Origin of the sequence: Burkholderia sp. WTPI3 (assembly GCF_021483755.1) — a bacterium.
Lineage (GTDB): Bacteria > Pseudomonadota > Gammaproteobacteria > Burkholderiales > Burkholderiaceae > Burkholderia.
In genome coordinates, this window is the sequence record NZ_JAGIXF010000092.1 from 1 (window position 1) to 21,362 (window position 21,362).

A 21,362-nucleotide genomic window follows, 5' to 3' on the forward strand; every position below is an offset into this window, starting at 1 on the left:
AGGTGGTCGGCATCGTGAGTCTGGCCGGCCCCACGAGTCGCCTGCCGGAATCCCGGCTCAAGGAACTCGCGCCGTTGCTGCTCGAAGCAGCGTCGGACATGAGCGCGGCCACGCTCGGTTCCCCGTGGTTCAAACATGCGGGCGCGGGCAGCGTGCCGGTGAAGCCGGAGCCGGCGGGTGCGCCGAAAACACCGGCGCGCAAGCGAGCGGCGAAGCCGTAACGTGGCGCACGGCGGTATCGAAACGCGCGTTTTCGTGACGAAGGCGCCGCGGCCGGCGTGTCGCTGATTCCGCGTGCGCAGGTCGTTCGGCGCACCGGGCCGCCGGTGCGTCGGTGCGTCGGTGCGTCGGTGCGTCGGCACCGATTCTCGCGCGCTGCGTTTGTTTCGCCGTCGAGCGATGCGCGCGAGCGCCGCGGCCGCTTCAGGCCGGGCGCGTCATCTCGAGCAGTTCGTCGATGAATGCCGCACGTTGTTCGGGATTTAGCGGACGCAATCCGCACACCTCATCGAACCACAGGCCTTCCACGGCGAAGCGAATGATGTGCGCGGTCCGCTCCGGCAGTCGATCGCGGCCCAGCAATTCCGCCCAGCGGGCAGCATGGCTCGCGTAGACGGGCAACAGGCTCGGCTCGAGCAGCAGGCTTCCGATCACGGCCGACAGGCTTTTCCCCTCCAGCGCCTGTTCGGAACTGGCGATGATATACGCACGCGTCCATGCACCCGGCTCTCCGTCGGCAAGCGCGGCGTCCGTGACGGCCTGCTCGAACGTCGACGCTTCGAAGTGCAACAGGCCGGCCAGAAGCTCCGACTTGCTCGCGAAATGGTAGAGCAGCCCGCCTTTGCTGACGCCGGCAACCGCCGCCGCTTCGGCTAGGGTAAGTCCCAGGATGCCCTTGTCCTGGAGAATTTTTCGAGAAGCTTCGAATATTTTTCTCTTGGTCTCGCCAATGTCGCTATCGATGTTCTCTTTCATGGGATGCCTGTGGGATCAACTGCCGAAATCGTTCATACCGGCTGGACGGTGCATTATACAAATTCCGGTTGCGATTTTTTTTGGTTTCGATACTGTACCGGCTGGACGGTTTAGTTCGAATTCGCACGATGCGAATCGCCGTGATCCACCGCATTGCCGGAACGACGAGTATGCAAACCAGCTTTCAGGATGTAGCCGCGTGTCCCGCGCGCGTCGACGGGGTGTTGACGCTTGCGCAGGGGAGGATCCAGGGCAGTCGCAGCGGCGAGAGCATGCGATTTCTTGGCATACCTTACGGATTGACGAGAGGCGGCATGTCGCGATTCCGGCCGCCGATTGCGGCGCCGGCGTGGGACGGCATGCGCGATTGCCGCGCCTATGGCGATGCCTGCCCGCAGGTCAACGACGACTTGCCGGCGTGGCAGTTCGACGGCGCACACTCGGCGGCCTGTCTCAACCTGAACGTGTGGATGCCCGCCGGCGCGACGCCGGGCGATCGTTTGCCGGTGATGGTGTGGCTGCATGGCGGCGCCTATCTGTCGGGTTCCGCGAACCTGTCGCTGTACGACGGCCGGACGCTGTCCGACGAACAGCAGGTGGTCGTCGTGTCGATCAACCATCGCCTCAATGCGTTCGGCTACCTGTACCTCGACGACAGGGACGACGGCGCATCGAGTACGGCCAATCTCGGACAACAGGACATCGTGCTGGCCCTCGAATGGATCGCGGCGAATATCGCGGCGTTCGGCGGCGACCCGGACAACGTGACGCTGTTCGGCGAGTCGGGCGGCGGCGGCAAGATCTGCGCGCTGACGATGATGCCGTCGGCCCATGGGCTGTTCCACAAGGCCGTGATCCAGAGCGGCGCGTTCGTCGCCACGCTGTCGCGGCAGCAGGCGCGCGAGCGGGCCGATGCGTTTCTGGCGCTGCTCGGCGCTCACGCGCGCGCGCTCGGCGACCTCCCGGACGAGCGGATTCTCGCGGCCGCGCGGCAACTGATCGACCGATACGGATATACCGCGTTCTGGCCGGTCGACGATGGCGTCGTCATCGATGCGTCGGGCGGGCTGCACGCGGCGGTGCCGATGATGATCGGTACGACGCGGCACGAGGCGGCGTATTTTCTGGAGCCGCGGTTGCTCGAACACGGTCTGCCTGACTGGAGCGATCACCGTCGCGCGCTGGAACGCGGCCTCGGCCCGTTCAGCCTCGGTCCCGACGATGCGGCGCAAGCCGCCGCCGCCGCCGCGAGCACGCATGCGGACGCCCCCGGCACGATCGGTCGCGACCTGACCGACATCCTGTTCTGGATCCCCGCCGTGACGCTGGCGGAACGCAACGGCCGCCATGCGGACACGTTCATGTATCGCTTCGACTGGGAATTTGCGTGTTGCGGCGGCCGCTACTCGATTCACGGCGCCGAGATTCCGTTCGTGTTCGGCACGCTCGATTATTCGCTGCCGGCCTGGGATTCGGCCGATTTCCCGGACGCACGTTATGCGGCCGACGCGGGCGACGAACGATTCGCGCTGGCCGCCCGCATGCGGCGCGCGTGGGCCGATTTCGCCCGATTTGGCGATCCGTCCGCTCGTGCCGCCATGGAGTGGCCGCGCTACACGCCGGAGTCGCGTTCGACACGAATCTTCGACCGGATCTGCCGCATCGAGGACGACCCCGATGCCGCGCGCCGGCGCGCATGGCGCGCCGAGCACGCGAGCTCGTGATGCATTTCACCTTCATCGACAAGGAACCCACATGGAGACTTCAGCGACAACCCCGGCATCGGCGCCCTCACGGCCTTTGAACTGGATTGCCATCGTATTTTTCGTGCTCGCCACGAACGGGCCGCTTACCAGCCTCATCGGATGCGTGCCGTATGGCGTCGCGTACGGCAACGGCATCGGCATCGCCGGTTCCTATCTGTGCGTCGGACTGATCTACCTGCTTTTCTCGGTCGGCTTCACCGCGATGAGTCGTCACGTACGCAATGCCGGCGCGCTGTACGCATATGTCGGGCAAGGTCTCGGCCGGCCCGCGGGCGTCGGCGCCGCGTTCATGGCCGTGGCGTCCTATTTCGTGATCACGCTCGCGTGCTATGCGCTGCTCGGCTTCTACATCAGCTATTTCATCGACAGCCTGACCGGTATTGCCGTGCCGTGGTGGCTTAGCACGCTGTGCGCGGCGGCCGTGGTCCACGTGTTCGCGATCAACAACGTGCAGTTCAACGGCGCTGTACTGTTCCTGCTGATGATCGTCGAGATCGGGCTGATCGTCGCGTTCAACATCAAGGTGGCGGCCACCGGCGGCGGCGTCGAGCACTTCAGCCTCGCGCCGCTTCATCCGGCGAACGTCTTCACCGGGAAGTTCGGCACGTCGCTCGTGTTCGTCGTGGTGGCCTACATGGGCTTCGAGACGACGGTGATCTACGCGAACGATGTCCGGAACCCGGGCCGGTCGGTTCCGGTCGCGACCTATGTCAGCGTCGCGATCATCATGGCGATCTACGTGGTGTCGACGGTGCAGATGTCCAACGCATTCGGCTATGCCGAGGTCGTCGCCCTCGCGGTCAAGTCGCCCGCGGATCTGTGGTTCGCCGTGACGGAGCGGGTGCTCGGTAAGCAGATGGTGGTGGTGACCAATGCATTGCTGATCACCAGCATGCTGGCGGCGATCATCAGCTTCAACAATGCGACCGTGCGTTACTGGTATTCGCTCGGCCGCGACGGCATCGCGTTCAAGGCGCTCGGGCAACTGAGCGCGAGGAAAGGGCTGCCGATCCGGGCCGCGAACATGCAGTCCGTGATCATGATCGCCCTGATCGTGGTGTTCGCCGCCTACCGTGTCGATCCGGTGATGGTGATCGCGCCGTATCTCAGCATTCCGTCCGCCATCGGGATCGTGTGCGTGCAGGCGCTGACGGCGCTCGCCGTGATCCGGTTCTTCGCGGCCCGACGCGAGCGCGACACGCCGTTCATCCGGTGGGCCGTCTTTCCCGCAGTCAGCTTTGCCGGGTTCGGCTACTTCCTGTACGCGATGATCGGCAACGTGTCGCTGATGGCCGGTACGTCGTCGACGATCGTGTCCATACTGCCGTGGACGACACCGGCGATCGCCGGCGTTGGCGTGGTTTTTGCCGCATGGCTGCGGCATGCGCGGCCCGAGGTTTATACGCGGCTCGGGCGATTTCTCAGCGAGAGCTGATCGGGGGGGGAATCGTTCGATGATTTCGATCTAATAAAGTAGGAATCCATATGAAAATGGTGACGCGGTAGATGGCGAAAATGACGTGCGTCGCATCGACGCGCGATCTGGGCCATCGTCGGTTCTTCCGTTGATTTTCCGGCGACGACGCGGCGCGTTGGCGCCTGTCGGACGCGGCCGGACCGGCGCTGGCGGTACTGCGCCGCAAGATCTACGTCGCGTATCGTCGTGGCGAATGCAATCATCTTGCGATCAAGGTATTCGCAGAGCGTGGCCCGGCTAGTACCGGGTCTGCTTGCGAGCCGCTTCGAAACCGTATGCGACAGCGCGACGGTTCTGCCGCGACGATGCCGCGCGCAACGCGGATTGCTGCGCTTGCACGCCCGAAAAGTTAAGCATGGGAAGCATCGAATCGCCAAAGAACGAATTCCGATTTTCAATTGAGCGAGCCGGGCGCGCGGCTCATGCGGTGAGCCAGACGTCCGCGAGCGAGCCGTTCAACCCGGTTGCCGTCGTCGTGTGGTCGCGCACACGGCGATTCGCGATCGTCACCTGCCTGAGCGCGACGAGGTTGAGGTCCGGCAACTCGTCTTCGACGATGCCGAGCCGGCACACCCTGACCGATTGCCTATGTCGTCGCGAGCACATCGAACGAGTCGCCGCCGGGAAGCGACGCCCACGAATCCGGTCCTGCATCGATTTCATCGACGCTCAGCAGGCAATCGTCCAGTTCGCGCTGCAACCGCGCGCGATCGACCGCCTGTCCGATGAACACGATCTCCTGCCGGCAATCGCCGACCGGCTCTTCCCATTTCTTCAGCACCCCGTCGCGGCGATAGTCGTCGCGCGGCCAGTCCGGCGGCGGAACGAAGCGCCACCATCGTCCGACGTAGCCCCACTGAAACGCGCGGCCCGTCTGCACCAGCATCCCGATCTCCGCATGCCGGTGCGCGGCCCACAGATATCCCTTGCAGCGCAGCAGCCGGCCGTTCGTCCATGGACGGCGCAGCCACGCGAGCAGGCGGCCCGGATGAAACGGCGTGCGCTCGCGGTAGACCCACGACGTGATGCCGTATTCGTCCGCTTCCGACGGCCGCTCGTCGGTGCTCATGCGCTGCATCCAGCCCGGCGATTCCACGAGCGACGGCAGATCGAAGCGGCGCGTATCCAGTACCTCGGACGGATCGATTTCCCCGTGTTGCATCGGCAGTATCCGCGCGGCCGGATTCAGCGACGCGAGCGTTGCGCGCAGCCGTTCGAAACCCGCGTCGCCGATACGGTCGTACCGGCTGACGAGAATGACGTTCGCGTATTCGACCTGCTCGATCAGCAGGTCCGACAACCTGCGCGGCGGCCGGGCATCGACGTCGCTCCCGGGCGCGGCCTCGTCTCGCGCGATCGTGTCCGCCGACGCGGCCATATCCTCGAACGTTTCGCCGTTCACCACCGTCACCAGCGTGTCGAGCCGCGCGAGTTCGCTGAGGCTGAATCCGTCCCGGTCGAGGAACGCGAACGTTTCCGCGACCGGCATCGGCTCCGATATGCCGGTCGATTCGATCAGCAGATAGTCGAAGCGCCGCTGCCGCGCGAGCGCGCTGATCTGCGCAAGCAGATCGGCACGCAGCGTGCAGCAGATGCAGCCGTTGCTCATCTCGACCAGCTGGTCCTCGCCGTGATGCAGCTCGACGTTGTGCCGCACGTCGTCGGCGTCGATGTTCACGTCGCTCATGTCGTTGACGATCACGGCGACCTTCAGGCCTGCGCGGTTGCGCAGCACGTGATTGAGCAACGTCGTTTTCCCTGCGCCGAGGAAACCGGACAGCACGGTGACCGGAATCCTCGGCGGCGGGACGGCCGATGCCGGCCGATTCCCCGGCGCGGTCATGCGTGCCGCTCCGTTGCGCGATCGAGGTAGCCTTCGAACAGGTCGACCACGACGAGGCCGTCGTCGGCGGCGTCGCCCCACAGATCCTTCACGCGGAACTCGACGTGATAGGTCGGCTGATGCGCGGCTCCGGTGTCGCCGTGGCCGATCGCGTCCGGGAACGGCCACGTTTCGGTCGTCCGGTGCAGCACGACGCCTGTCTTGCCGCGAACGTAGCCCGGCGCGCGGATGTGTCCGCTGACGTATTCGTCACGCACGACGACCCGGTCGCCGACCTCGAACCGTGTCGAGTCCGGCGGTGCGGCCCGGCCGCCGGAGGTCGGCGGGTTCGCGAGCCGGAAATGCGAACCGAGCGCGCGGTCGAGTTCGTCCTGCGTGAGCACGCCGGTCTCGACGAGCAGGGTCGCCGTCGCGATCACGTAGCGCTCGTAGTAACGCGTGCCGACGTGCTGGCGCACGTCGATGCGTTCGACCGCATGACGGACTTCGTCGACGCTGAATTTCTTCAGCTGGTCCACGCCGACGAACATCAGGCTGTACGCGAGATGTTCCCAGTCTTCCTTGAATACCGGCTTGTAGCCGAGGCTGTTGATCGTGTGCGGCACCGGGCCGAAGCCCTGAAAGCCGCCGAGGTCGTGAAAACCGTCCATGTGTGATCTCCGAATGAAGTCGATGGGTGCATGCGCGCGGTTCAGCTCACGCGCGGCAGCGCGACGCCGATCAGCACGTCCTTGGTGACGAGGGTGCGTAGTTGCGCCTCGGTCATGTGTTCGCTGCCGGCCGGCCGCACGGGGAGCACGAGATAGCGGCTTTCGGCGCTGGTGTCCCACACCTTCACGACGACGTCGTCGGGCAGGTCGGTGCCGAGCTCCCGCAGCACGGTGCGCCCTTCGCGGACGAGCCGCGCCCGATATTCGAAGCCCTTGTACCACTCGGGCGGCAGCCCGAGCACCGGCCAGTTCGTGCACGAGCACAGGCTGCAGACGATCACGTTCTTCAGCGTCGGCGTGTCTTCGAGCGCGACGATGTATTCGCCCTGCGGGCCGGTGTAGCCGAACTGCGCGCACGCGGCCGTGCCGTCATTCAGCAGCAGTTCGCGAAACGCCGGATCGACCCATGCACGCGCGACGATGCGCGCGCCGTTGGCCGGATCCCAGGTCGTGGACATCAGTTCGGTCAGGCCTTCGATATAGCCGTTGGGGATCAGGTTCTTCTCCTTCATCACGCGAAACAGCGCGCGGGCACGTTCGCCGGGCGTCGAGACTGTTTCCGAAGAGGGATTCGCGCTCATCGTGGGGCTCCTTGTTGTGGTTAGGGGGGCGACAACCGCCACGTCGTGTCGGTCACGCTCGATGAGCAGGGTAAGAAGAGAAAAAGGCCGGTTCTTTGCCGACACGGATCGGAAACTGTGCTGACGCGGCCCCGTCGCAGCGGTGGCTGCGGCGACCCGCCGTATCGGCGGAATCCCTGGTCGCGGACGCGTTCCCCGGCATGCGGCGACGGCCGCCGACGCCCGTTCCGTGGCCGCGGCATGACGTGGGCGGCGGAGGCCCGCCACAACCAATTTCTTGTTCCGCCGGAAAACAGAAACGCGGATTTTGCCTTTCTATTCTCATCCTCAAGCGACGGCAGTCCGATGTCGCGAATCGCCGGCACCTCCGATGTGCCGGCGGAACAACAGTCAGCCAGCACCCCGCGATTCCAGCGTCCGGCAACGGTTTCCGTTCGTCGCACGGCGAGCGTGACGGTGTCTGCGCATCCAGGTGAGGAGCATGATGGAGAGCGTCAACAGAATGAAACTGAAGCGCATCGCGCGCTGGATCGGCGTGTCGCTGATGGCGGTTGCGTCGCACTACGCGGGCGCGGTCGAGGTCGATCCCGGCGACTATGAGCAATATCCGGCCGGCGCGACGATCGGCGTGCTGTACTACAACTATTCCGCGACGAACGCGTACTACGCGAACGGCAGCCGGACGCCGGATTTCGACCTGCAGTCCAACGTCGGCATCGCCCGTCTGCTGCATGTGTTCCAGCTCACCGACCGGCTCACGATCGATCCGCAGGTGTTGCTGCCGTTCGGTCACGTGAGCGGCTTCGGCAACGCGAGTGCGCTCGGCAGCACGAACGGCGTCGGCGACGTGATCCTGACCGCGCCGTTGAAATTCCGCCTGAACGACGCGAAGGACGTCGCTGCCGCGACGGTCTACGTGTATGCGCCGACCGGGAGCTACGACCAGAACCGCGGCATCAATCTCGGCGCCAATCGCTGGTCGCTCGATTTCCAGGCGGCCTACATCAAGCACTTTTCGCCGCAGTGGGCGCTCGATCTCGTCGGCGACGCGATCTGGTACGGCAACAACACGTCGTACGGCGCGAGCGGCGCTACGCTGCATCAGCGGATGAGCTACAGCGCACAGGCGATGGTGCGTTACATGCCCGATGCCGGCACGTCGCTCGGGATCGGCATTACGCAGCTCTGGGGCGGTGAAACGAGCATCGACGGCGTGGACAACAACGACGCGCTTCGCACCACGCGCATGCGGATCACCGCGTCGAAATTCGTGACGAAGGCCGACCAGGTGCAGATCCAGCTCGGCACCGATCTGAGCGTGCACAACGGGCCGAGGAACAGCGTGCTGGCCGGCTTGCGTTACGCGCACATTTTCTGACGCGCACGACGTCCGTCACGTCGTTTCCCGAACGTCGAACCTTCGACACCCGATTGCCTTCACCGAGAGGTCAGCATGGAATCCGCCATCGACAAGCACCTGCTTTGCCCGCGCACGCTTTCGCGTCGCGTCTCCGACGACTATCAGCCGCCGTTCCCGATGTACGTGGCCCGCGCCGCGCAAGACCTGAGCCAGGTCGTGATGGGCTATTTCGGCGTGCAGTATCGCGGCGCCGACAAGCGCGCCGCGGCGCTGGCCGCGTTGCGCCGCATCGTCGCCGATTTCGGCGCGCAGGACGGTCCGAAGCACCACGATCTGACGCAACACACCGACGACCAGGGGTACGAGAACCTGATCGCCGTCGGCTACTGGCGCGACCCGGCCGCATACGCGCGCTGGATCGCATCGCCGGCGCTCGCCGCATGGTGGGCGTCCGACGCGCGACTCGCGGACGGGATCGGCTACTTCCGGGAAATCGTCGCGCCGCGCGCCGAGCAGTTCGAGACGCTGTACGCGTTCACGAACGATTTCCCCGGCGTCGGCGCGATCATGGACGGCGTCAGCGGCGAGATCGAGGAGCACGGCTACTGGGGATCGATGCGCGACCGGTTCCCGATCTCGCAGACGGACTGGATGAACGCGGACGGCGAGTTGCGCGTCGTCGAGGGCGATCCGGCCCGCGGCGGCCGCGTGGTCGTCCTTGCGCACGACAACATCGCGCTGATCCGCTCCGGTCAGGACTGGAGGGCGGCCGAAAGCGACGAGCGCCGGCTGTATCTCGACGAGATCGAACCGACGCTGCGCAGCGGAATGGAATTTCTGCGCGACAACGGCACGGACGTGGGCTGCTACAGCAACCGCTACGTGCGCTCGATCGATGTCGACGGCAACCTGCTCGACGAGAGCTACAACATCGGCCACTGGCGCTCGCTCGATCGCCTCGAGCGCTGGGCGGAATCCCATCCGACGCATCTGCGGATCTTCGTCACGTTCTTTCGCGTCGTCACCGGGCTTTCGAAGCTGCGGCTGTACCACGAGGTGTCCGTCTTCGACGCGCAGCACCAGATCTACGAATACGTGAACTGCCACCCGCGCACCGGGATGATGCGCGACGCCGTCGCTACCGTCACCGCCCGCTGAATCCTGCCGGCGCCGCGCGGAGCGGGCGGCGCCGCTTACCGAACTGGAGAATGTCGATGGCCATCAAACGCCCGACCCGCGAACAACTGTCCGACATCGCAGCCGGCTTCGGCTTCCATGTCGATGCCCGCCAGCTCGCAGACTACGACGAAGCGCTGCAGGCGAACTTCGACGCGTACGACGCGATCGACGCGCTGCCCGACTACCTGCCTGTCGTCGCGTATCCGCGTACGCCCGGCCACCGCCCCGAAGGTGAAGAGAACCGTTACGGCGCATGGGCGCGCAAGAGCACGATCCAGGGTGCCGGCGCCGGCAAGCTGCATGGCAAGACGGTGGCCGTGAAGGACAACATCTGCGTCGCGGGCGTGCCGATGCGCAATGGCGCGAGCACGTTCGAGGGCTACGTGCCCGACGTCGATGCGACCGTCGTGACGCGGATGCTCGACGCCGGCGCAACCATCGCCGGCAAGTCGACCTGCGAGTACTACTGTTTTTCCGGCGGCTCGCACACCAGTGCGTCGGGGCCCGTGCACAACCCGCGCAAGGCGGGGCACTCGACCGGCGGCTCGTCGTCCGGCAGCGGCGCGTTGGTCGCGAGCGGCGAGGTCGACCTGGCGCTTGGCAGCGATCAGGGCGGCTCGGTGCGGATTCCGTCCGCCTACTGCGGCATCTACGGAATGAAGCCCACGCACGGGCTCGTGCCGTACACCGGCGCGATGCCGATCGAGGCGACGGTCGATCACCTCGGGCCGATGACGGGCAGCGTGCTCGACAACGCGCTGCTGCTCGACGTGATCGCCGGCGACGACGGGCTCGATCCGCGCCAGCGGGCGTTGCCGGCGCGCGCCGATTATCTCGGCAGGATTCGCGACGGCATCGCCGGCCTGCGGATCGGGATTCTTCGCGAAGCCTTCGGGCTCGCGAATGCCGAAGCCGTGGTCGACGAGGCCGTGCTCGCGGCCGCGCACCGGCTGCGCAAGCTGGGCGCGCACGTCGAGGAGGTGTCGGTGCCGCTGCATGCGGCCGGCACCGCGATCTGGTTGCCGATTGCGGCGGAGGGCGCGACGCAGCAGATGATGAAGGGCAACAGCCACGGCTTCAACTGGGGCGGCCTGTACGTGACCGGCATGATCGATCACCACGCGGGCTGGCGCGAACGGGCCGACGAACTGCCGGATACCGTGAAGGTGACGATGCTCCTCGGCGAATACTTCACGAGCCGGTACCGCGGCCGCTACTACGCGAAATGCCAGAACCTCGCGCGCCGATTACGGGCGGATTACGACGCGGCGCTGCAGTCCTGCGATCTGCTGCTGATGCCGACGGTGCCGATGCGCGCGTCGAAGCTGCCCGAGCCTGATTGCGCGATGTCCGAGTCGCTGACGCGGGCGTTCGAGATGCTTGCGAACACCGCGCCGTTCGACGTGTCGGGGCATCCGGCGATGTCGCTGCCGTGCGGGGTCGCGGAAGACCTGCCGATCGGGCTGCAACTGGTTGGGCGACGCTTCGACGAGGCGACGATCTACCGCTGCGCGTATGCGTATGAACAATCGTCCGACTGGCGGCGGACGACCTTCGCGTGACGTGCCGGGCGCGGCAGCGCTTGCGCGCCTCGCCGCACGTCGGTCCGGCGCGCAACGCGGTGTCCGGCGGCCGAATCGTTGGACACCGCGTTTTTGAACGGGCACGCTATGGCAGCTCGTTCGCTCAACCCCGTGGGGCACGATCATGACAACGTATCCGATCCTTCCCGCCGCGCATCGCGACGTACCGGACCCTGTTCCCGCCGGCGCGTCGTGCGAGTGGGCGAGCCCGTCGATCGAAGTCGCGGCCGAAGGCTCGATCAGCCAGCGGATCGAATTCTGGCGCGAGACGATCCTGCGCCTCTTTGCCGACGTGCAGATCGCGGCCGTCCAGAAGAGCGACTTCTTCGGTCAGGTGCGCCAGCGCAAATGCGAGAAGATGCGGATCTCGGAGATCCACGCGAGCGAGCAGGCCGTCACGCGGTGTTATCGCCAGGCGCGCAACGAATACGAAGACAAGTATTTCGCTGTACTGATGCTCGACGGTACGCAGTCGGTCGAACAGGACGGCAAGATCGTCACGCTGTATCCGGGCGACTTCGCGATCTACGACGCAACGCGGCCGCATCGGCTGCAGTTCGGCCAGTCGTGGCGCGAGATCGTCGTCAGCATTCCGCGCGTGACGTTGAACCAGCTCGTCGTCGGCATGGAGCGCCGCACCGCGTGCCCGATTCAGACAGGGCAGGGCGTCGGCAGCGTGATGCGGGCGTTTCTCGAACAGATGTCGTCGCAGATTCGGCACGTGTCGGAGGACGAGGTGCTGCAGTTGTCCGATACCGCGATTTCACTGATTGCGATGACGCTCGGCAGCCTGCAGCGCAACGATCTCGCGCAGTCGCGGATGAAGGCGTTGACGCTGATGCGCGTGAAGCGGCATCTGCTGGAGCATCTGCGCGATCCGGAGTTGAGCCCGGCGGCCATCGGGCATGCGATGGGGATTTCGTCGCGATACATCAACAAGCTGTTCGAGGCGGAGAACACGTCGCTGATGCGTTACGTGTGGAACCTGCGACTCGAGCGGTGCGCGGAGGATCTCGCGAACCCGCAATGCGCGGTGCTGCGCGTTTCCGACATCGCGTTGCGCTGGGGATTCAACGACATGTCGCATTTCAGTCGCGCGTTTCGCGAACGGTTTGCGATGTCGCCGCGCGCATGGCGCGAACTGCGGCGCGCGGGTGACCGGCTGCAGGGGTGAGGGTTCGAAGTCGTCCGCTTTCGTCGAGCGGCGTATCGGTCACGACGGCAGCCGCGAGCAACACCGGCGCCTGGGGGCTGGCGTTGCTGGTCTGGGCAGCGGCGTTTGTCAGTTTACGCAGGATCCGGTTGCACGATTGCGTCGGCAGCCCCGAGCCGACGCGATCGAGCGAGTGTGCCCGTCGCCTGACGACATGAATGCACCATGCGTTCGCACGGCCGCGGGGGTTGCGGGAAAATCGTAAAGAGAATCAAAATCATTCGTACTGCGAGACGATATGAATCATCATGTCGCCTGTATTTCGGGGCTTCGATCCTGGCGTATCCCGAGGCCGTCCGATGCGCGCAGAAGTCGTTTGCGGATGGACCGGTCGCGGACTATTGTAGGTTCTGGACGTGTCGTCCACCTGCACGGCCCGAACGGGAGAGCTGCGATGAAAGGCGACAAGAAGGTCATCGAATACCTGAACGCTCAACTGAAGAATGAACTGACGGCGATCAACCAGTATTTCCTGCACGCCCGTATGTATCGTCATTGGCAACTCGACAAACTGGGCAAGCATGAGTACGAGGAATCGATCGGCGAGATGAAGCATGCGGACGCACTCATCGAGCGCATCTTCATGCTCGACGGGTTGCCGAATCTTCAGGACCTGAACAAGCTTCTCATCGGCGAGCACACGGAAGAGATTCTCGAATGCGACCTGAAGCTCGAGCGCGTGGCACAGGCAACCTGCAAGGAAGGTATCGCGTACTGCGAATCGGTTCAGGATTACGTGTCGCGAGAAATCCTCGAGAACATTCTCGACGACACCGAAGAGCACATCGACTGGCTGGAGACGCAGCTGGAACTGGTCGAGAAGGTCGGTATCCAGAACTACCTGCAGTCCGGGATGACCTCGCTCGACTCGTGAATCCATGACGATAGCCGATTGACCGTGCCGATCGTCGACGCGCCGCCGAGCACCCCTGCGGCCATCGTGCCGAGATACAGTCCGGGCCCGAGACGCCGGCCGGCGACGAGAAAATCGTTGCGGTTGCGCGCCTTGCGCATCCCGTACCAGCCGAGCGCGAGCATCGTCAGCGCACTGGCCGGCAGGACCGCGTTCGCGGAGTCAGGGGCGTCGGGCGTGGACATGGAATCCCCGATTCGACAACTCAATTTGCGGGTACGAGAAAGTGGGAAGTGATGCCGCGCCGATAGCGGAACATGGCGCGCTGCGCGCGGCCGTCACTTGATCGCTCCCGACGCCAGTGCGCGAGGAGCTTGAAGCGTTTGCCTTCGACTCAATTGTTGATGGGGCGCACGTCCCCGTGGTGGCCAGGATGCAACGTGCAGTGAAAGACGTCGAATGCGTCTCGGTACTCACTCCATGTGTTTCCGCCAGCGTGCGCTGGATATTCGGACCCGGCGCCAGAACCGGAGTCATTCTCCGTCGGCTTCGGTCCGAACACCTTTTACGCGTCTTTCAGCCAGGGCATTTCCACGGGCGACACGACCAGTTGCCGGAATTCGCGTTTCAGATCGAAGATGAAGCCGACCAGGATCATGGAGTCGGCGTAAGGAATCGGAAAGACATGGGGGTTTTCCGGAGTACGCAGGGGGCGCTCGGGGGTGTCCGCCGTCGCCGCGGCGTTCTCGCGAACGCTTTCCAGCTCGTCGGCCATGGCCTGACCGCTGAGTTTCAGCACACGGCTACGCAGGTCGCTCAAGGGCTCGATGCGCGCAGCGTCTTCGTGGTATTCGGGCACTTCGTAAACGAACCAGGACATTTTCGTCTCCTGTGAGAAGGGGCGCTATTCTAACGCTGCACGAGGATCCATCGAAAATCGACCATGTTGTGCGATGGCCGGGGTTGCTGCGAGGCAATCTGCCAGGGGGCGATTCTGCCGAGAGCGGACGTCTTTCGACGTCGAGAGGTCACGGTCGGAATAGCTTGTCCATCGACATTTTTTCGGTATAATAAATTTCAGGTTCGATATATCGAACAATGTGTCAGAAGTTGTGCATCCAGAGTCGGACTATCCGACGCCAACCTGCCCTCCCGGGCAAGGTGGACGCCTTTGAGGCGATGCGGCCGATTCACGGCAACGAAACGGGAGCGGCATGGCTAGCACCGGTTCGATGAGCACTTATCCGGAGCGTCTATGTGCCAGGCTATCTCTTCCCCGTCCCCAGTGACCAGCAACGACTGGTCGCACTTCCTCCCGGGTTTCACGCTAACGCATACGGTTCACCTCGTATCGAGACTGGATCCGGGTATCGTTTCGACGGCCTCTGCCGTGCTTGAGGGTGAAGCAGTCTCGGTGGACCGTTGGGTCGTCACCCGGTGCGGCGACGTTCTCGAGCAAAAAATCGTTCTTGGCGAAATGCCAGAAGGACAGGCGGTTCGACTGCGCGAGCAACTTGCCGCGCTTGATGGCGTGCTACGCTCAAAAATGGAACATCATTTCGTTCGAGGCAGTTCGGCAGCGTCCGAAAAGGTGCCGGAGAATGGATGTCAGGCCAGGCAATTGCCTTGTCGCCGTATCTCCTGAAAGGGTACAAGCCGGCAAATCGCGACTGCGGCAGGGTGCCGAGCCACATTCTTTCGATTTTCGCGTGCAGGAAGCCTACGACCCGCGCCTGTTGAAAAGCGACGCGGCCTCAACGATCAACGCCTGCCCCTTGCGTGGCGCAGCCAGCGTCAGGCGCATACCAAAGCGGCGAATGCGATCCCTGCCGCGTAATAGTGCAGGGTCCCGTTTTCCCGAGATCAAATGCTGAAATCGTTCCAGCGGCTCACCCTCGACGTGGCGCTTCAGCACATCGATCCGCCGATCTGACGTCAGATCGAAGTCGAAGGAATCGACTCTCTGCGCAAGCCGCATCACATTTCAATGTCCCCTCATGCCACAACATGAAATCCTCCGTCGACATATACCGTCGACCCCGTTAACGCCATCCCGGCATCGCTTGCCAGCAACGCCGCGATACGTCCGACGTCATCGGTCGATACGAGTTGATGCGCCGGCGTGCGGGCGCGCACATCGTCGAGCAACCGATCGAAATCGTCGATGCCGGACGCTGCTCGCGTTTTCAGCGCGCCTGCGGAGATCGCGTGTACATGGATCCGCTGTTCGGCAAGATCGGCCGCGAGGTAACGAACGCTGGATTCCAGTGCGGCCTTCACGGGCCCCATGACGTTGTAGTGGGCGACCGCGCGCTCGGCACCGTAGAAACTGACGGTTGTCAGGCTGCCGCCGTCTTTCATGAGCGCCAGCGCCAGCTTGCTCGCGCGCAGGAAGGAATGGCACGACACATCCATCGCCAGAGCGAATCCTTCCGCGGAACAATCGACGAGCGGCACGTGCAACGCGCCGCTCGACGCGAAGGCAATCGAGTGAAGCACGAAATCGAGCTGCCCCCATTGCGTTTCGATTGCGCTGAACACCTGTTCGAGTTGTCCGGGGCGCGTGACGTCGCACGGCAGGATCAACGACGCGGCCAGGGATTCGGCGATCGGTCGAACGAACGGCTCGGCGCGTTCGTTCAGATAGGTCACCGCAATCTGCGCGCCGGCGGCAACGTAGTTTTTCGCACATCCCGTCGCGATGCTGTTTTCATTCGCGATGCCGATTACCAGCCCGCGTTTGCCAGATAAATCGACGATCGGGCTCATTGCGCGGCTCCGGCATGCAGGACAGAGAGCGTCTCCTCGGCGATGACCTGTTCTTCGTCGGTCGGCAGGACCAAGAGCGCAGCGCGGCTGGCGCGGCCGTGAATCTCCGTGGCATTGGCTAGATTCGCATCGGCGTCGATCTCGACGCCGAGCCAGCCTAGCCATCGGCATATGGCGGCACGTATGCCGGGCTGGTGCTCGCCGATCCCTGCGGTGAACACGATCGCGTCCAATCCGCCGATCGTGGTGGCCAACCGTGCGATCTCGCCCGCGATGCGGAACGCGAACAGATCCAGCGCCTCCCGCGCGGCAGGCGCGGGATTATCCACCAGCACCCGGCTGTCCGCACTGATGCCGGATACACCCAGCAGACCGGACTGGTGATACAGGATCGTCTCGACCTCGTCGACCGTGTACTTCTCCTGCTTCTGCAGATGCAGCACGACACCGGCATCGAGCGCGCCGCAGCGCGTCGCCATCGGAATGCCGTCGAGGGTCGAAAACCCCATGCTGGTGTCCCGGCTCACGCCGGCATCGAGCGAGCACAGGCTCGCGCCGCTGCCCAGGTGCGCGGCGATCACCTTGCCTTGTGCCAGTTGCGGATAGGACGCGGCCAGCCGCGTTGCGATGAACCGGTACGACAGGCCGTGGAAGCCGTAACGCTTGACGCCCGCGTCGAACAGCGCACGCGGGATCGCGAAGCGCCGCACCAAGGCGGCCTGGCTGCGATGGAACGCCGTGTCGAACGACGCGCACTGGCGCAACCGCGGGCGCAGATGGCGAATCGCCCGGATCAGCCGCAGGCTTTGCGGCTGATGCAGCGGGGCGAGCGGAACCAGTGCCTCGATCGCTTGCAGCGTGCGCGCATCGATCTCGACCGGTCCGGAAAACGCGTCGCCGCCATGCACGACCCGATGCCCGACCGACGCCAACCGATGCATCGGCAGGTGACCGGCGATCCAGTCGAGCGCCTCGTCGAGCACGCCGTGCAGATCGTCCGTTGCCGTCGCGCCGAGTGGAATCGCGAGCGGGCCGTCGGGGCCGGCGAATTCAAGCTGCAGCGGCGCATGCCCGAAGTCGATCCGGCCGCGCCCGAGATGAACCGGCACGCTGCCGTCGATGCCGAACAGGCCGATCTTGAGCGTCGACGAGCCGGCATTGAAGGTCATCAGCAAGGGTCGGTTCATCGAATGCTCCCGCGTTCGGCCGTGCGTTCGGCAACCAGCTTGGCGAGCGCGGCCGATGCGAGCCGCACCCGCAGGCTGTCCGAACGGCTCGTCAGGATGATCGGCAGGCGGGCGCCCAACACCAGTCCGGCACCGTCCGCGCCGGCGAAGTACATCAATTGCTTGGCCAGCATGTTGCCGGCTTCCAGATCGGGCACGAGCAGGATGTCGGCGCGGCCGGCGACTGGCGAACCGATGCCTTTCGATTGCGCGGCGGCGGCGCTGATCGCATTGTCGAATGCCAGCGGGCCATCGACGATCGCGTTGCTGATCTGGCCGCGCGCGGCCATCACGGTGAGCGCGGCGGCGTCGAGCGTGGCGGGCATCCTGGCGTTGACGGTTTCGACCGCCGCCAGCACGGCGACATGCGGCTGCTCGACGCCCAGCAGACGCAGCAGATCGATCGCGTTCTGGCAGATGTCGCGCTTCTGGTCGAGCGACGGCGCGATGTTGATCGCGGCGTCGGTGATGACGAGCGGCTTCGGATAGGCGGGGATGTCCATCGCGTAGACATGGCTGATGCGCCGGTCGGTGCGCAGTCCCGAGGTCGGGGCCACGACGGCGGCCAGTAGTTCGTCCGTATGCAGACTGCCTTTCATGAGCGCCGCGACCTTGCCCGCCGCACCCAGCTCGACCGCGCGCGCCGCCGCGGCGTGACTGTGCTCGACCGGCTCGATATCGATGCCCGCGAGACTGACCTGGGCCGTGTCGGCCACCGCGCGGATCCTGGCCTCGGGGCCGATCAGCAGCGGATCGAGCAGGTTGGCGTCGCGCGCTTCGAGCGCGGCGCGCAACGCGTCGGGCGAGCACGGATGGACGATCGCGGTGCGCAGCGGCGACCGAGCGCGTGCGTCGCGGATAAAGGCCTCGTAACGATCGTGACGGCGCACCGACACGTCAGGCCGGGGCGTGCGTTCCACCGTGAGCGGGCGGTCCGGTGCGATCACGGTGGCCGTGCCCGTCAACACGACCTGCCCGGCCTGGTTGGTGCAGCGTGTGTCGAGCAGCACGATGCGCTTGTCGGGGCGCTTTTCCTTCACGGTCACGGTCGCGGTAATCGTGTCGCCCGGCGCGACCGGGTGGCGAAATTCGAGTGTCTGGTCCAGATAGATCGTGCCCGGCCCGGGCAACTGCGTGCCGAGTACGGCAGATACCAGCGCCCCGGTCCACATGCCATGCACCACGACGTGGCCGAACGGGTCGTGCGCGGCGAACGCCGCATCGACATGCGCCGGATTCACGTCGCCGGACAACGCGGCGAAAAGATCGATGTCGTCCCGGGACGCGGTGCGCGTGAGCGATGCGCTATCCCCGATCGCAAGCGTATCGAACGGGCGGTTGGTCAGGCGTTCCTGATTCATGTCGGCCGCCTATTTCTGGAAAACGTAGGTGCCCGGCGCGTCGCCAAGCCCGGCGGCGTCGGGATCGCCCGCCCCGAGGGCCGGCGGCGGCCCGCGTTGGCCGTCGGAATGTTCGGCCAGCCACAGGTGCCAGGCGGACCACCACGATCCCTCCTGCACGGTCGCACGGTCCGCCCATTCGTCGGGCGACAGGTTCGGGTCCATCGCGCGCGTGGACTTGATCCGGTAGTGCCGGCCCGGATGCCCGGGTTCGCTGACGATACCGGCGTTGTGCCCCCCCGTCGTCAACACGAAGGTAACGCAGGTGTCCGTCAGGTAATGGATCTTGTAGACGGAATGCCAGGGCGCGACGTGATCCTGCTCGGTGCCCACGGCGAACACCGGCATCCGGAGGTTGAGCAGCGACACCGCGCTCCCGTCGACGACCAGGCGGTTGCACGCCAGGTCGTTGTCGAGAAACAGCTTCCGCAGATACTCGGCATGCATCCGGTACGGCATCCGGGTCGCGTCGGCGTTCCACGCCATCAGGTCGAATACCGGCGTGCGCTCGCCGAGCAGGTAGTCGTGCACGCCGCGCGACCAGATCAGGTCGTTCGATTGCAGCATCTGGAATGCACCGCTCATCTGTCCGGCTTCCAGGTAGCCGCGCTCCCACATCATGCTTTCGAGAAAATGGATCTCGCTGTCGTCGATGAAGAGTTGCAGCTCGCCAGGCTCGGTGAAATCCGTTTGCGCGGCAAGCATCGTCACAGTTGCCAGCCGGTCGTCGTGTGCGTTCGCCATCGCGGCCGCCGCGATCGACAGCAGCGTGCCGCCGAGGCAGTAGCCGGCTGCATGAATCCGGCGGCCCGGAACGATCGCCGATACCGCGTCCAGCGCGGCCATTACACCGAGCCGGCGATAGTCGTCCATGCCGAGATCCCGGTCGTCCGCGTCGACGTTGCGCCACGAAATGCAGAACACCGTGCGTCCCTGGCTGACCAGGTAACGGATCAGCGAATTGTGCGGCGACAGGTCGAGGATGTAGTACTTCATGATCCAGGCCGGCACGATCAACACGGGTTCGGGGTCCACCTCGGCGGTCGTCGGTCGATACTGAATCAGTTCGATCAGGTGATTGCGGAACACGACGCGCCCGGGGGTTGCCGCGATGTCGATGCCGACCTTGAACGCGTCGACGCCAGCCGGCGGCTGCCGGGTCGCGATGCGGGTCAGGTCGTCGAGCAGGTTGAACGCGCCTTGTGCGAGATTGGCGCCGAACGACATGACGGTACGTTGCATGACCGCCGGGTTCGACCAGAGGTAATTCGCGGGAGCGAACGCGTCGAGCCATTGCCGCATGCAGAACGCGACGACCGCTTCATGGTGGCGCGAGGTGCCGGGTACGTCGCAGGTCGCGGCGCGCCACCAGTGCTCGGTCATCAGGAACGATTGCTGCCAGAAGCGATAGGGTTCGATTTGCCACAGGGCATCGCTGAATCGCGTATCGCCTGCGCAGGGCTGTGCGAACGGTTCGGCGACGGCCCCGGTTGCCGCATGACCGGCATAGGCGAGGGCTCGGGCCGCTTCGCGGGCCGCGAGCGACGCCAGTTCGAGGCGTTTGCCGGGCGCGGCGGCCAGATGAATCAGCCAGTCCGAGAATGCGAGCTGAAGCGCGGCGGGGGACAGGCCGGCGGTCAGCCGCGCCAACGCGGCTTCCTTGGCGAAATCCAGCGCACGGAACGGGTTGTCCGCCGGACGATCGGTTGCCGGCCATGCGCGGTGCGCGGGCGCGTCTTGCGGAGGTTGCCGCGGCGTATCCATCGGTTTTCCCTCGAAAGTGCTTGCTGTGGGCCGCCAGGAAAAACGGGCGGTGGATATGGGGCCGGTTCGCGGCTCCATGACGAACCCGCGCCGTGAACCACTCTAGCGTCGGCCGGGCCGGCGACGCTGATTTGCGTCAAATGAAGTCGTTCCTTAATTTACGGGTGCGTCATCAAGGTGTCATGGGAGCCTTCGAGCCGGTCGTCGCCTGCCCTGGAGCGGCGAAGCGCGCGCTGATCATTCCTTGACGCGGATCAGCCCGGGAACGTGAGCAGCCGTTACCGTGACGCAGTACCCAACGATAGCGGGCAGACACACGGTGACGATCGATCGAGGGTTGACCTCCGAACAGGCGGAACACGCCGCGCACGCGCACCGCGACGGCCGGGTGTTGGCCGTGCGCGGCGCCGTGCTGGACGTCGAGTTCGACGCGTACGCGCTGCCCGCGCTGAACGACGCGCTCGACATCGTCGTCGACGGCGCGGCACCGGTGACGGCCGAGGTGCACGCGCACCTGAGCGAAACCGCCGTGCGCGCACTCGCGCTCGCGCCGACCGGCGGCTTGCGGCGCGGCATGACGGTCCGGCCGCACGGCGGCCCGCTGCGGGTGCCCGTGGGCGAGCGCGTGCTGGGCCGGCCGCTGACCATGACGGGCGCGCCCGG

The 21,362-nt window shown here is 65.2% G+C and carries 20 protein-coding genes, 2 pseudogenes and 1 riboswitch; of the genes and pseudogenes, 10 read left to right on the top strand and 12 right to left on the bottom strand.

The features are described from left to right. Nucleotides 1-221, top strand: a pseudogene (locus J7024_RS31040) (IclR family transcriptional regulator); the annotation flags it as partial. Between the two features lie 202 nt (nt 222-423). Here J7024_RS31040 and J7024_RS31045 read toward each other — a convergent pair. Then, nucleotides 424-975, bottom strand: coding sequence for a TetR/AcrR family transcriptional regulator (locus J7024_RS31045; RefSeq protein ID WP_124897280.1), 552 nt, complete (start codon nt 973-975; stop codon nt 424-426). Between the two features lie 80 nt (nt 976-1,055). Between J7024_RS31045 and J7024_RS31050 the strand changes: the two genes are divergently transcribed. Next, a complete protein-coding gene (locus J7024_RS31050) occupies nt 1,056-2,699 on the top strand; it encodes a carboxylesterase/lipase family protein (protein WP_234745747.1) in 1,644 nt (547 codons plus the stop codon). Between the two features lie 76 nt (nt 2,700-2,775). Further along, a complete protein-coding gene (locus J7024_RS31055; protein ID WP_234745748.1) occupies nt 2,776-4,176 on the top strand; it encodes an APC family permease in 1,401 nt (466 codons plus the stop codon). A 462-nt stretch (nt 4,177-4,638) separates the two neighbouring features. Here the strand turns inward: J7024_RS31055 and J7024_RS37200 are convergent, their stop codons facing one another. Genes J7024_RS37200 through nthA form a run of 4 tightly spaced genes read right to left on the bottom strand, consistent with a single transcriptional unit; the run spans nt 4,639 to nt 7,352 of the window. Further along, entirely contained in the window at nt 4,639-4,761 is a 123-nt protein-coding gene (locus tag J7024_RS37200) for a hypothetical protein (protein WP_260439147.1), read from the bottom strand. Between the two features lie 43 nt (nt 4,762-4,804). Next, entirely contained in the window at nt 4,805-6,061 is a 1,257-nt protein-coding gene (locus tag J7024_RS31060) for a GTP-binding protein (protein ID WP_234745749.1), read from the bottom strand. Beyond that, nucleotides 6,058-6,711: a nitrile hydratase subunit beta gene (nthB, locus tag J7024_RS31065; protein WP_124897285.1), complete on the bottom strand. Its 654-nt coding sequence runs from the start codon at nt 6,709-6,711 to the stop codon at nt 6,058-6,060. Before nthB ends, J7024_RS31060 begins: the two co-directional genes overlap by 4 nt. Before the next feature lie 41 nt (nt 6,712-6,752). Next, nucleotides 6,753-7,352 carry a nitrile hydratase subunit alpha gene (nthA, locus tag J7024_RS31070; RefSeq protein ID WP_175858365.1) on the bottom strand — a complete coding sequence of 200 codons (600 nt, stop codon included), beginning with the start codon at nt 7,350-7,352 and terminating at the stop codon, nt 6,753-6,755. A gap of 481 nt (nt 7,353-7,833) precedes the next feature. Between nthA and J7024_RS31075 the strand changes: the two genes are divergently transcribed. The 5 genes from J7024_RS31075 to bfr all read left to right on the top strand — a co-directional run bounded on the left by J7024_RS31075 (nt 7,834) and on the right by bfr (nt 13,561). Further along, nucleotides 7,834-8,730, top strand: a complete 897-nt coding sequence (locus J7024_RS31075) for a transporter (protein ID WP_124897287.1) — start codon at nt 7,834-7,836, stop codon at nt 8,728-8,730. A gap of 75 nt (nt 8,731-8,805) precedes the next feature. Beyond that, nucleotides 8,806-9,870, top strand: a complete 1,065-nt coding sequence (gene oxdA, locus J7024_RS31080) for an aliphatic aldoxime dehydratase (protein ID WP_124897288.1) — start codon at nt 8,806-8,808, stop codon at nt 9,868-9,870. Nucleotides 9,871-9,926: 56 nt separating this feature from the next. Continuing rightward, on the top strand, nt 9,927-11,453 hold the full coding sequence (locus tag J7024_RS31085) for an amidase (protein WP_124897289.1): 1,527 nt from the start codon (nt 9,927-9,929) through the stop codon (nt 11,451-11,453). Nucleotides 11,454-11,598: 145 nt separating this feature from the next. After that, nucleotides 11,599-12,648, top strand: coding sequence for a helix-turn-helix domain-containing protein (locus tag J7024_RS31090; RefSeq protein ID WP_124897290.1), 1,050 nt, complete (start codon nt 11,599-11,601; stop codon nt 12,646-12,648). Between the two features lie 433 nt (nt 12,649-13,081). Continuing rightward, nucleotides 13,082-13,561, top strand: coding sequence for a bacterioferritin (bfr, locus tag J7024_RS31095; protein ID WP_124897291.1), 480 nt, complete (start codon nt 13,082-13,084; stop codon nt 13,559-13,561). Here bfr and J7024_RS31100 read toward each other — a convergent pair. Together J7024_RS31100 and J7024_RS31105 are read right to left on the bottom strand one after the other, a co-directional pair. Next, nucleotides 13,525-13,785 carry a hypothetical protein gene (locus tag J7024_RS31100; RefSeq protein WP_234745752.1) on the bottom strand — a complete coding sequence of 87 codons (261 nt, stop codon included), beginning with the start codon at nt 13,783-13,785 and terminating at the stop codon, nt 13,525-13,527. The two genes, bfr and J7024_RS31100, sit on opposite strands and share 37 nt — an antisense overlap. 320 nt (nt 13,786-14,105) lie before the next feature. Next, nucleotides 14,106-14,420, bottom strand: coding sequence for a helicase (locus tag J7024_RS31105; RefSeq protein ID WP_124897292.1), 315 nt, complete (start codon nt 14,418-14,420; stop codon nt 14,106-14,108). Between the two features lie 229 nt (nt 14,421-14,649). Next, a riboswitch (SAM-I-IV-variant riboswitch) is annotated at nt 14,650-14,753 on the top strand. A gap of 72 nt (nt 14,754-14,825) precedes the next feature. Between J7024_RS31105 and J7024_RS31110 the strand changes: the two genes are divergently transcribed. Further along, nucleotides 14,826-15,185, top strand: coding sequence for a hypothetical protein (locus J7024_RS31110; RefSeq protein ID WP_175750930.1), 360 nt, complete (start codon nt 14,826-14,828; stop codon nt 15,183-15,185). A gap of 75 nt (nt 15,186-15,260) precedes the next feature. Here J7024_RS31110 and J7024_RS37595 read toward each other — a convergent pair whose 3' ends face one another. The 5 genes from J7024_RS37595 to J7024_RS31135 are packed head-to-tail and all read right to left on the bottom strand — an operon-like array spanning nt 15,261 to nt 20,699. Then, on the bottom strand, nt 15,261-15,518 hold the full coding sequence (locus J7024_RS37595; protein WP_175750931.1) for a hypothetical protein: 258 nt from the start codon (nt 15,516-15,518) through the stop codon (nt 15,261-15,263). A 17-nt stretch (nt 15,519-15,535) separates the two neighbouring features. Further along, nucleotides 15,536-16,309, bottom strand: a complete 774-nt coding sequence (gene fabI / locus J7024_RS31120; protein ID WP_234745754.1) for an enoyl-ACP reductase FabI — start codon at nt 16,307-16,309, stop codon at nt 15,536-15,538. Further along, nucleotides 16,306-17,496, bottom strand: a complete 1,191-nt coding sequence (locus J7024_RS31125; protein WP_124897294.1) for an acetate/propionate family kinase — start codon at nt 17,494-17,496, stop codon at nt 16,306-16,308. The genes fabI and J7024_RS31125 overlap by 4 nt, the downstream gene beginning before the upstream one ends. Then, nucleotides 17,493-18,896: a bifunctional enoyl-CoA hydratase/phosphate acetyltransferase gene (locus tag J7024_RS31130; RefSeq protein WP_124897295.1), complete on the bottom strand. Its 1,404-nt coding sequence runs from the start codon at nt 18,894-18,896 to the stop codon at nt 17,493-17,495. Before J7024_RS31130 ends, J7024_RS31125 begins: the two co-directional genes overlap by 4 nt. A 9-nt stretch (nt 18,897-18,905) precedes the next feature. Beyond that, nucleotides 18,906-20,699: a PHA/PHB synthase family protein gene (locus tag J7024_RS31135; RefSeq protein ID WP_124897296.1), complete on the bottom strand. Its 1,794-nt coding sequence runs from the start codon at nt 20,697-20,699 to the stop codon at nt 18,906-18,908. A 337-nt stretch (nt 20,700-21,036) separates the two neighbouring features. Between J7024_RS31135 and J7024_RS31140 the strand changes: the two are divergent. Further along, nucleotides 21,037-21,362, top strand: a pseudogene (locus J7024_RS31140) (F0F1 ATP synthase subunit beta); the annotation flags it as partial.

Excerpts from the sequence above, each read along its gene's own strand:
- J7024_RS31045 (WP_124897280.1), bottom strand. The coding sequence starts at position 975 with ATGAAAGAGAACATCGATAGCGACATTGGCGAGACCAAGAGAAAAATA.
- J7024_RS31060 (WP_234745749.1), bottom strand. The coding sequence starts at position 6,061 with ATGACCGCGCCGGGGAATCGGCCGGCATCGGCCGTCCCGCCGCCGAGG.
- nthB (WP_124897285.1), bottom strand. The coding sequence starts at position 6,711 with ATGGACGGTTTTCACGACCTCGGCGGCTTTCAGGGCTTCGGCCCGGTG.
- nthA (WP_175858365.1), bottom strand. The coding sequence starts at position 7,352 with ATGAGCGCGAATCCCTCTTCGGAAACAGTCTCGACGCCCGGCGAACGT.
- J7024_RS31075 (WP_124897287.1), top strand. The coding sequence starts at position 7,834 with ATGATGGAGAGCGTCAACAGAATGAAACTGAAGCGCATCGCGCGCTGG.
- oxdA (WP_124897288.1), top strand. The coding sequence starts at position 8,806 with ATGGAATCCGCCATCGACAAGCACCTGCTTTGCCCGCGCACGCTTTCG.
- J7024_RS31085 (WP_124897289.1), top strand. The coding sequence starts at position 9,927 with ATGGCCATCAAACGCCCGACCCGCGAACAACTGTCCGACATCGCAGCC.
- J7024_RS31090 (WP_124897290.1), top strand. The coding sequence starts at position 11,599 with ATGACAACGTATCCGATCCTTCCCGCCGCGCATCGCGACGTACCGGAC.
- bfr (WP_124897291.1), top strand. The coding sequence starts at position 13,082 with ATGAAAGGCGACAAGAAGGTCATCGAATACCTGAACGCTCAACTGAAG.
- J7024_RS31100 (WP_234745752.1), bottom strand. The coding sequence starts at position 13,785 with ATGTCCACGCCCGACGCCCCTGACTCCGCGAACGCGGTCCTGCCGGCC.
- J7024_RS31105 (WP_124897292.1), bottom strand. The coding sequence starts at position 14,420 with ATGTCCTGGTTCGTTTACGAAGTGCCCGAATACCACGAAGACGCTGCG.
- J7024_RS37595 (WP_175750931.1), bottom strand. The coding sequence starts at position 15,518 with ATGCGGCTTGCGCAGAGAGTCGATTCCTTCGACTTCGATCTGACGTCA.
- fabI (WP_234745754.1), bottom strand. The coding sequence starts at position 16,309 with ATGAGCCCGATCGTCGATTTATCTGGCAAACGCGGGCTGGTAATCGGC.
- J7024_RS31125 (WP_124897294.1), bottom strand. The coding sequence starts at position 17,496 with ATGAACCGACCCTTGCTGATGACCTTCAATGCCGGCTCGTCGACGCTC.
- J7024_RS31130 (WP_124897295.1), bottom strand. The coding sequence starts at position 18,896 with ATGAATCAGGAACGCCTGACCAACCGCCCGTTCGATACGCTTGCGATC.
- J7024_RS31135 (WP_124897296.1), bottom strand. The coding sequence starts at position 20,699 with ATGGATACGCCGCGGCAACCTCCGCAAGACGCGCCCGCGCACCGCGCA.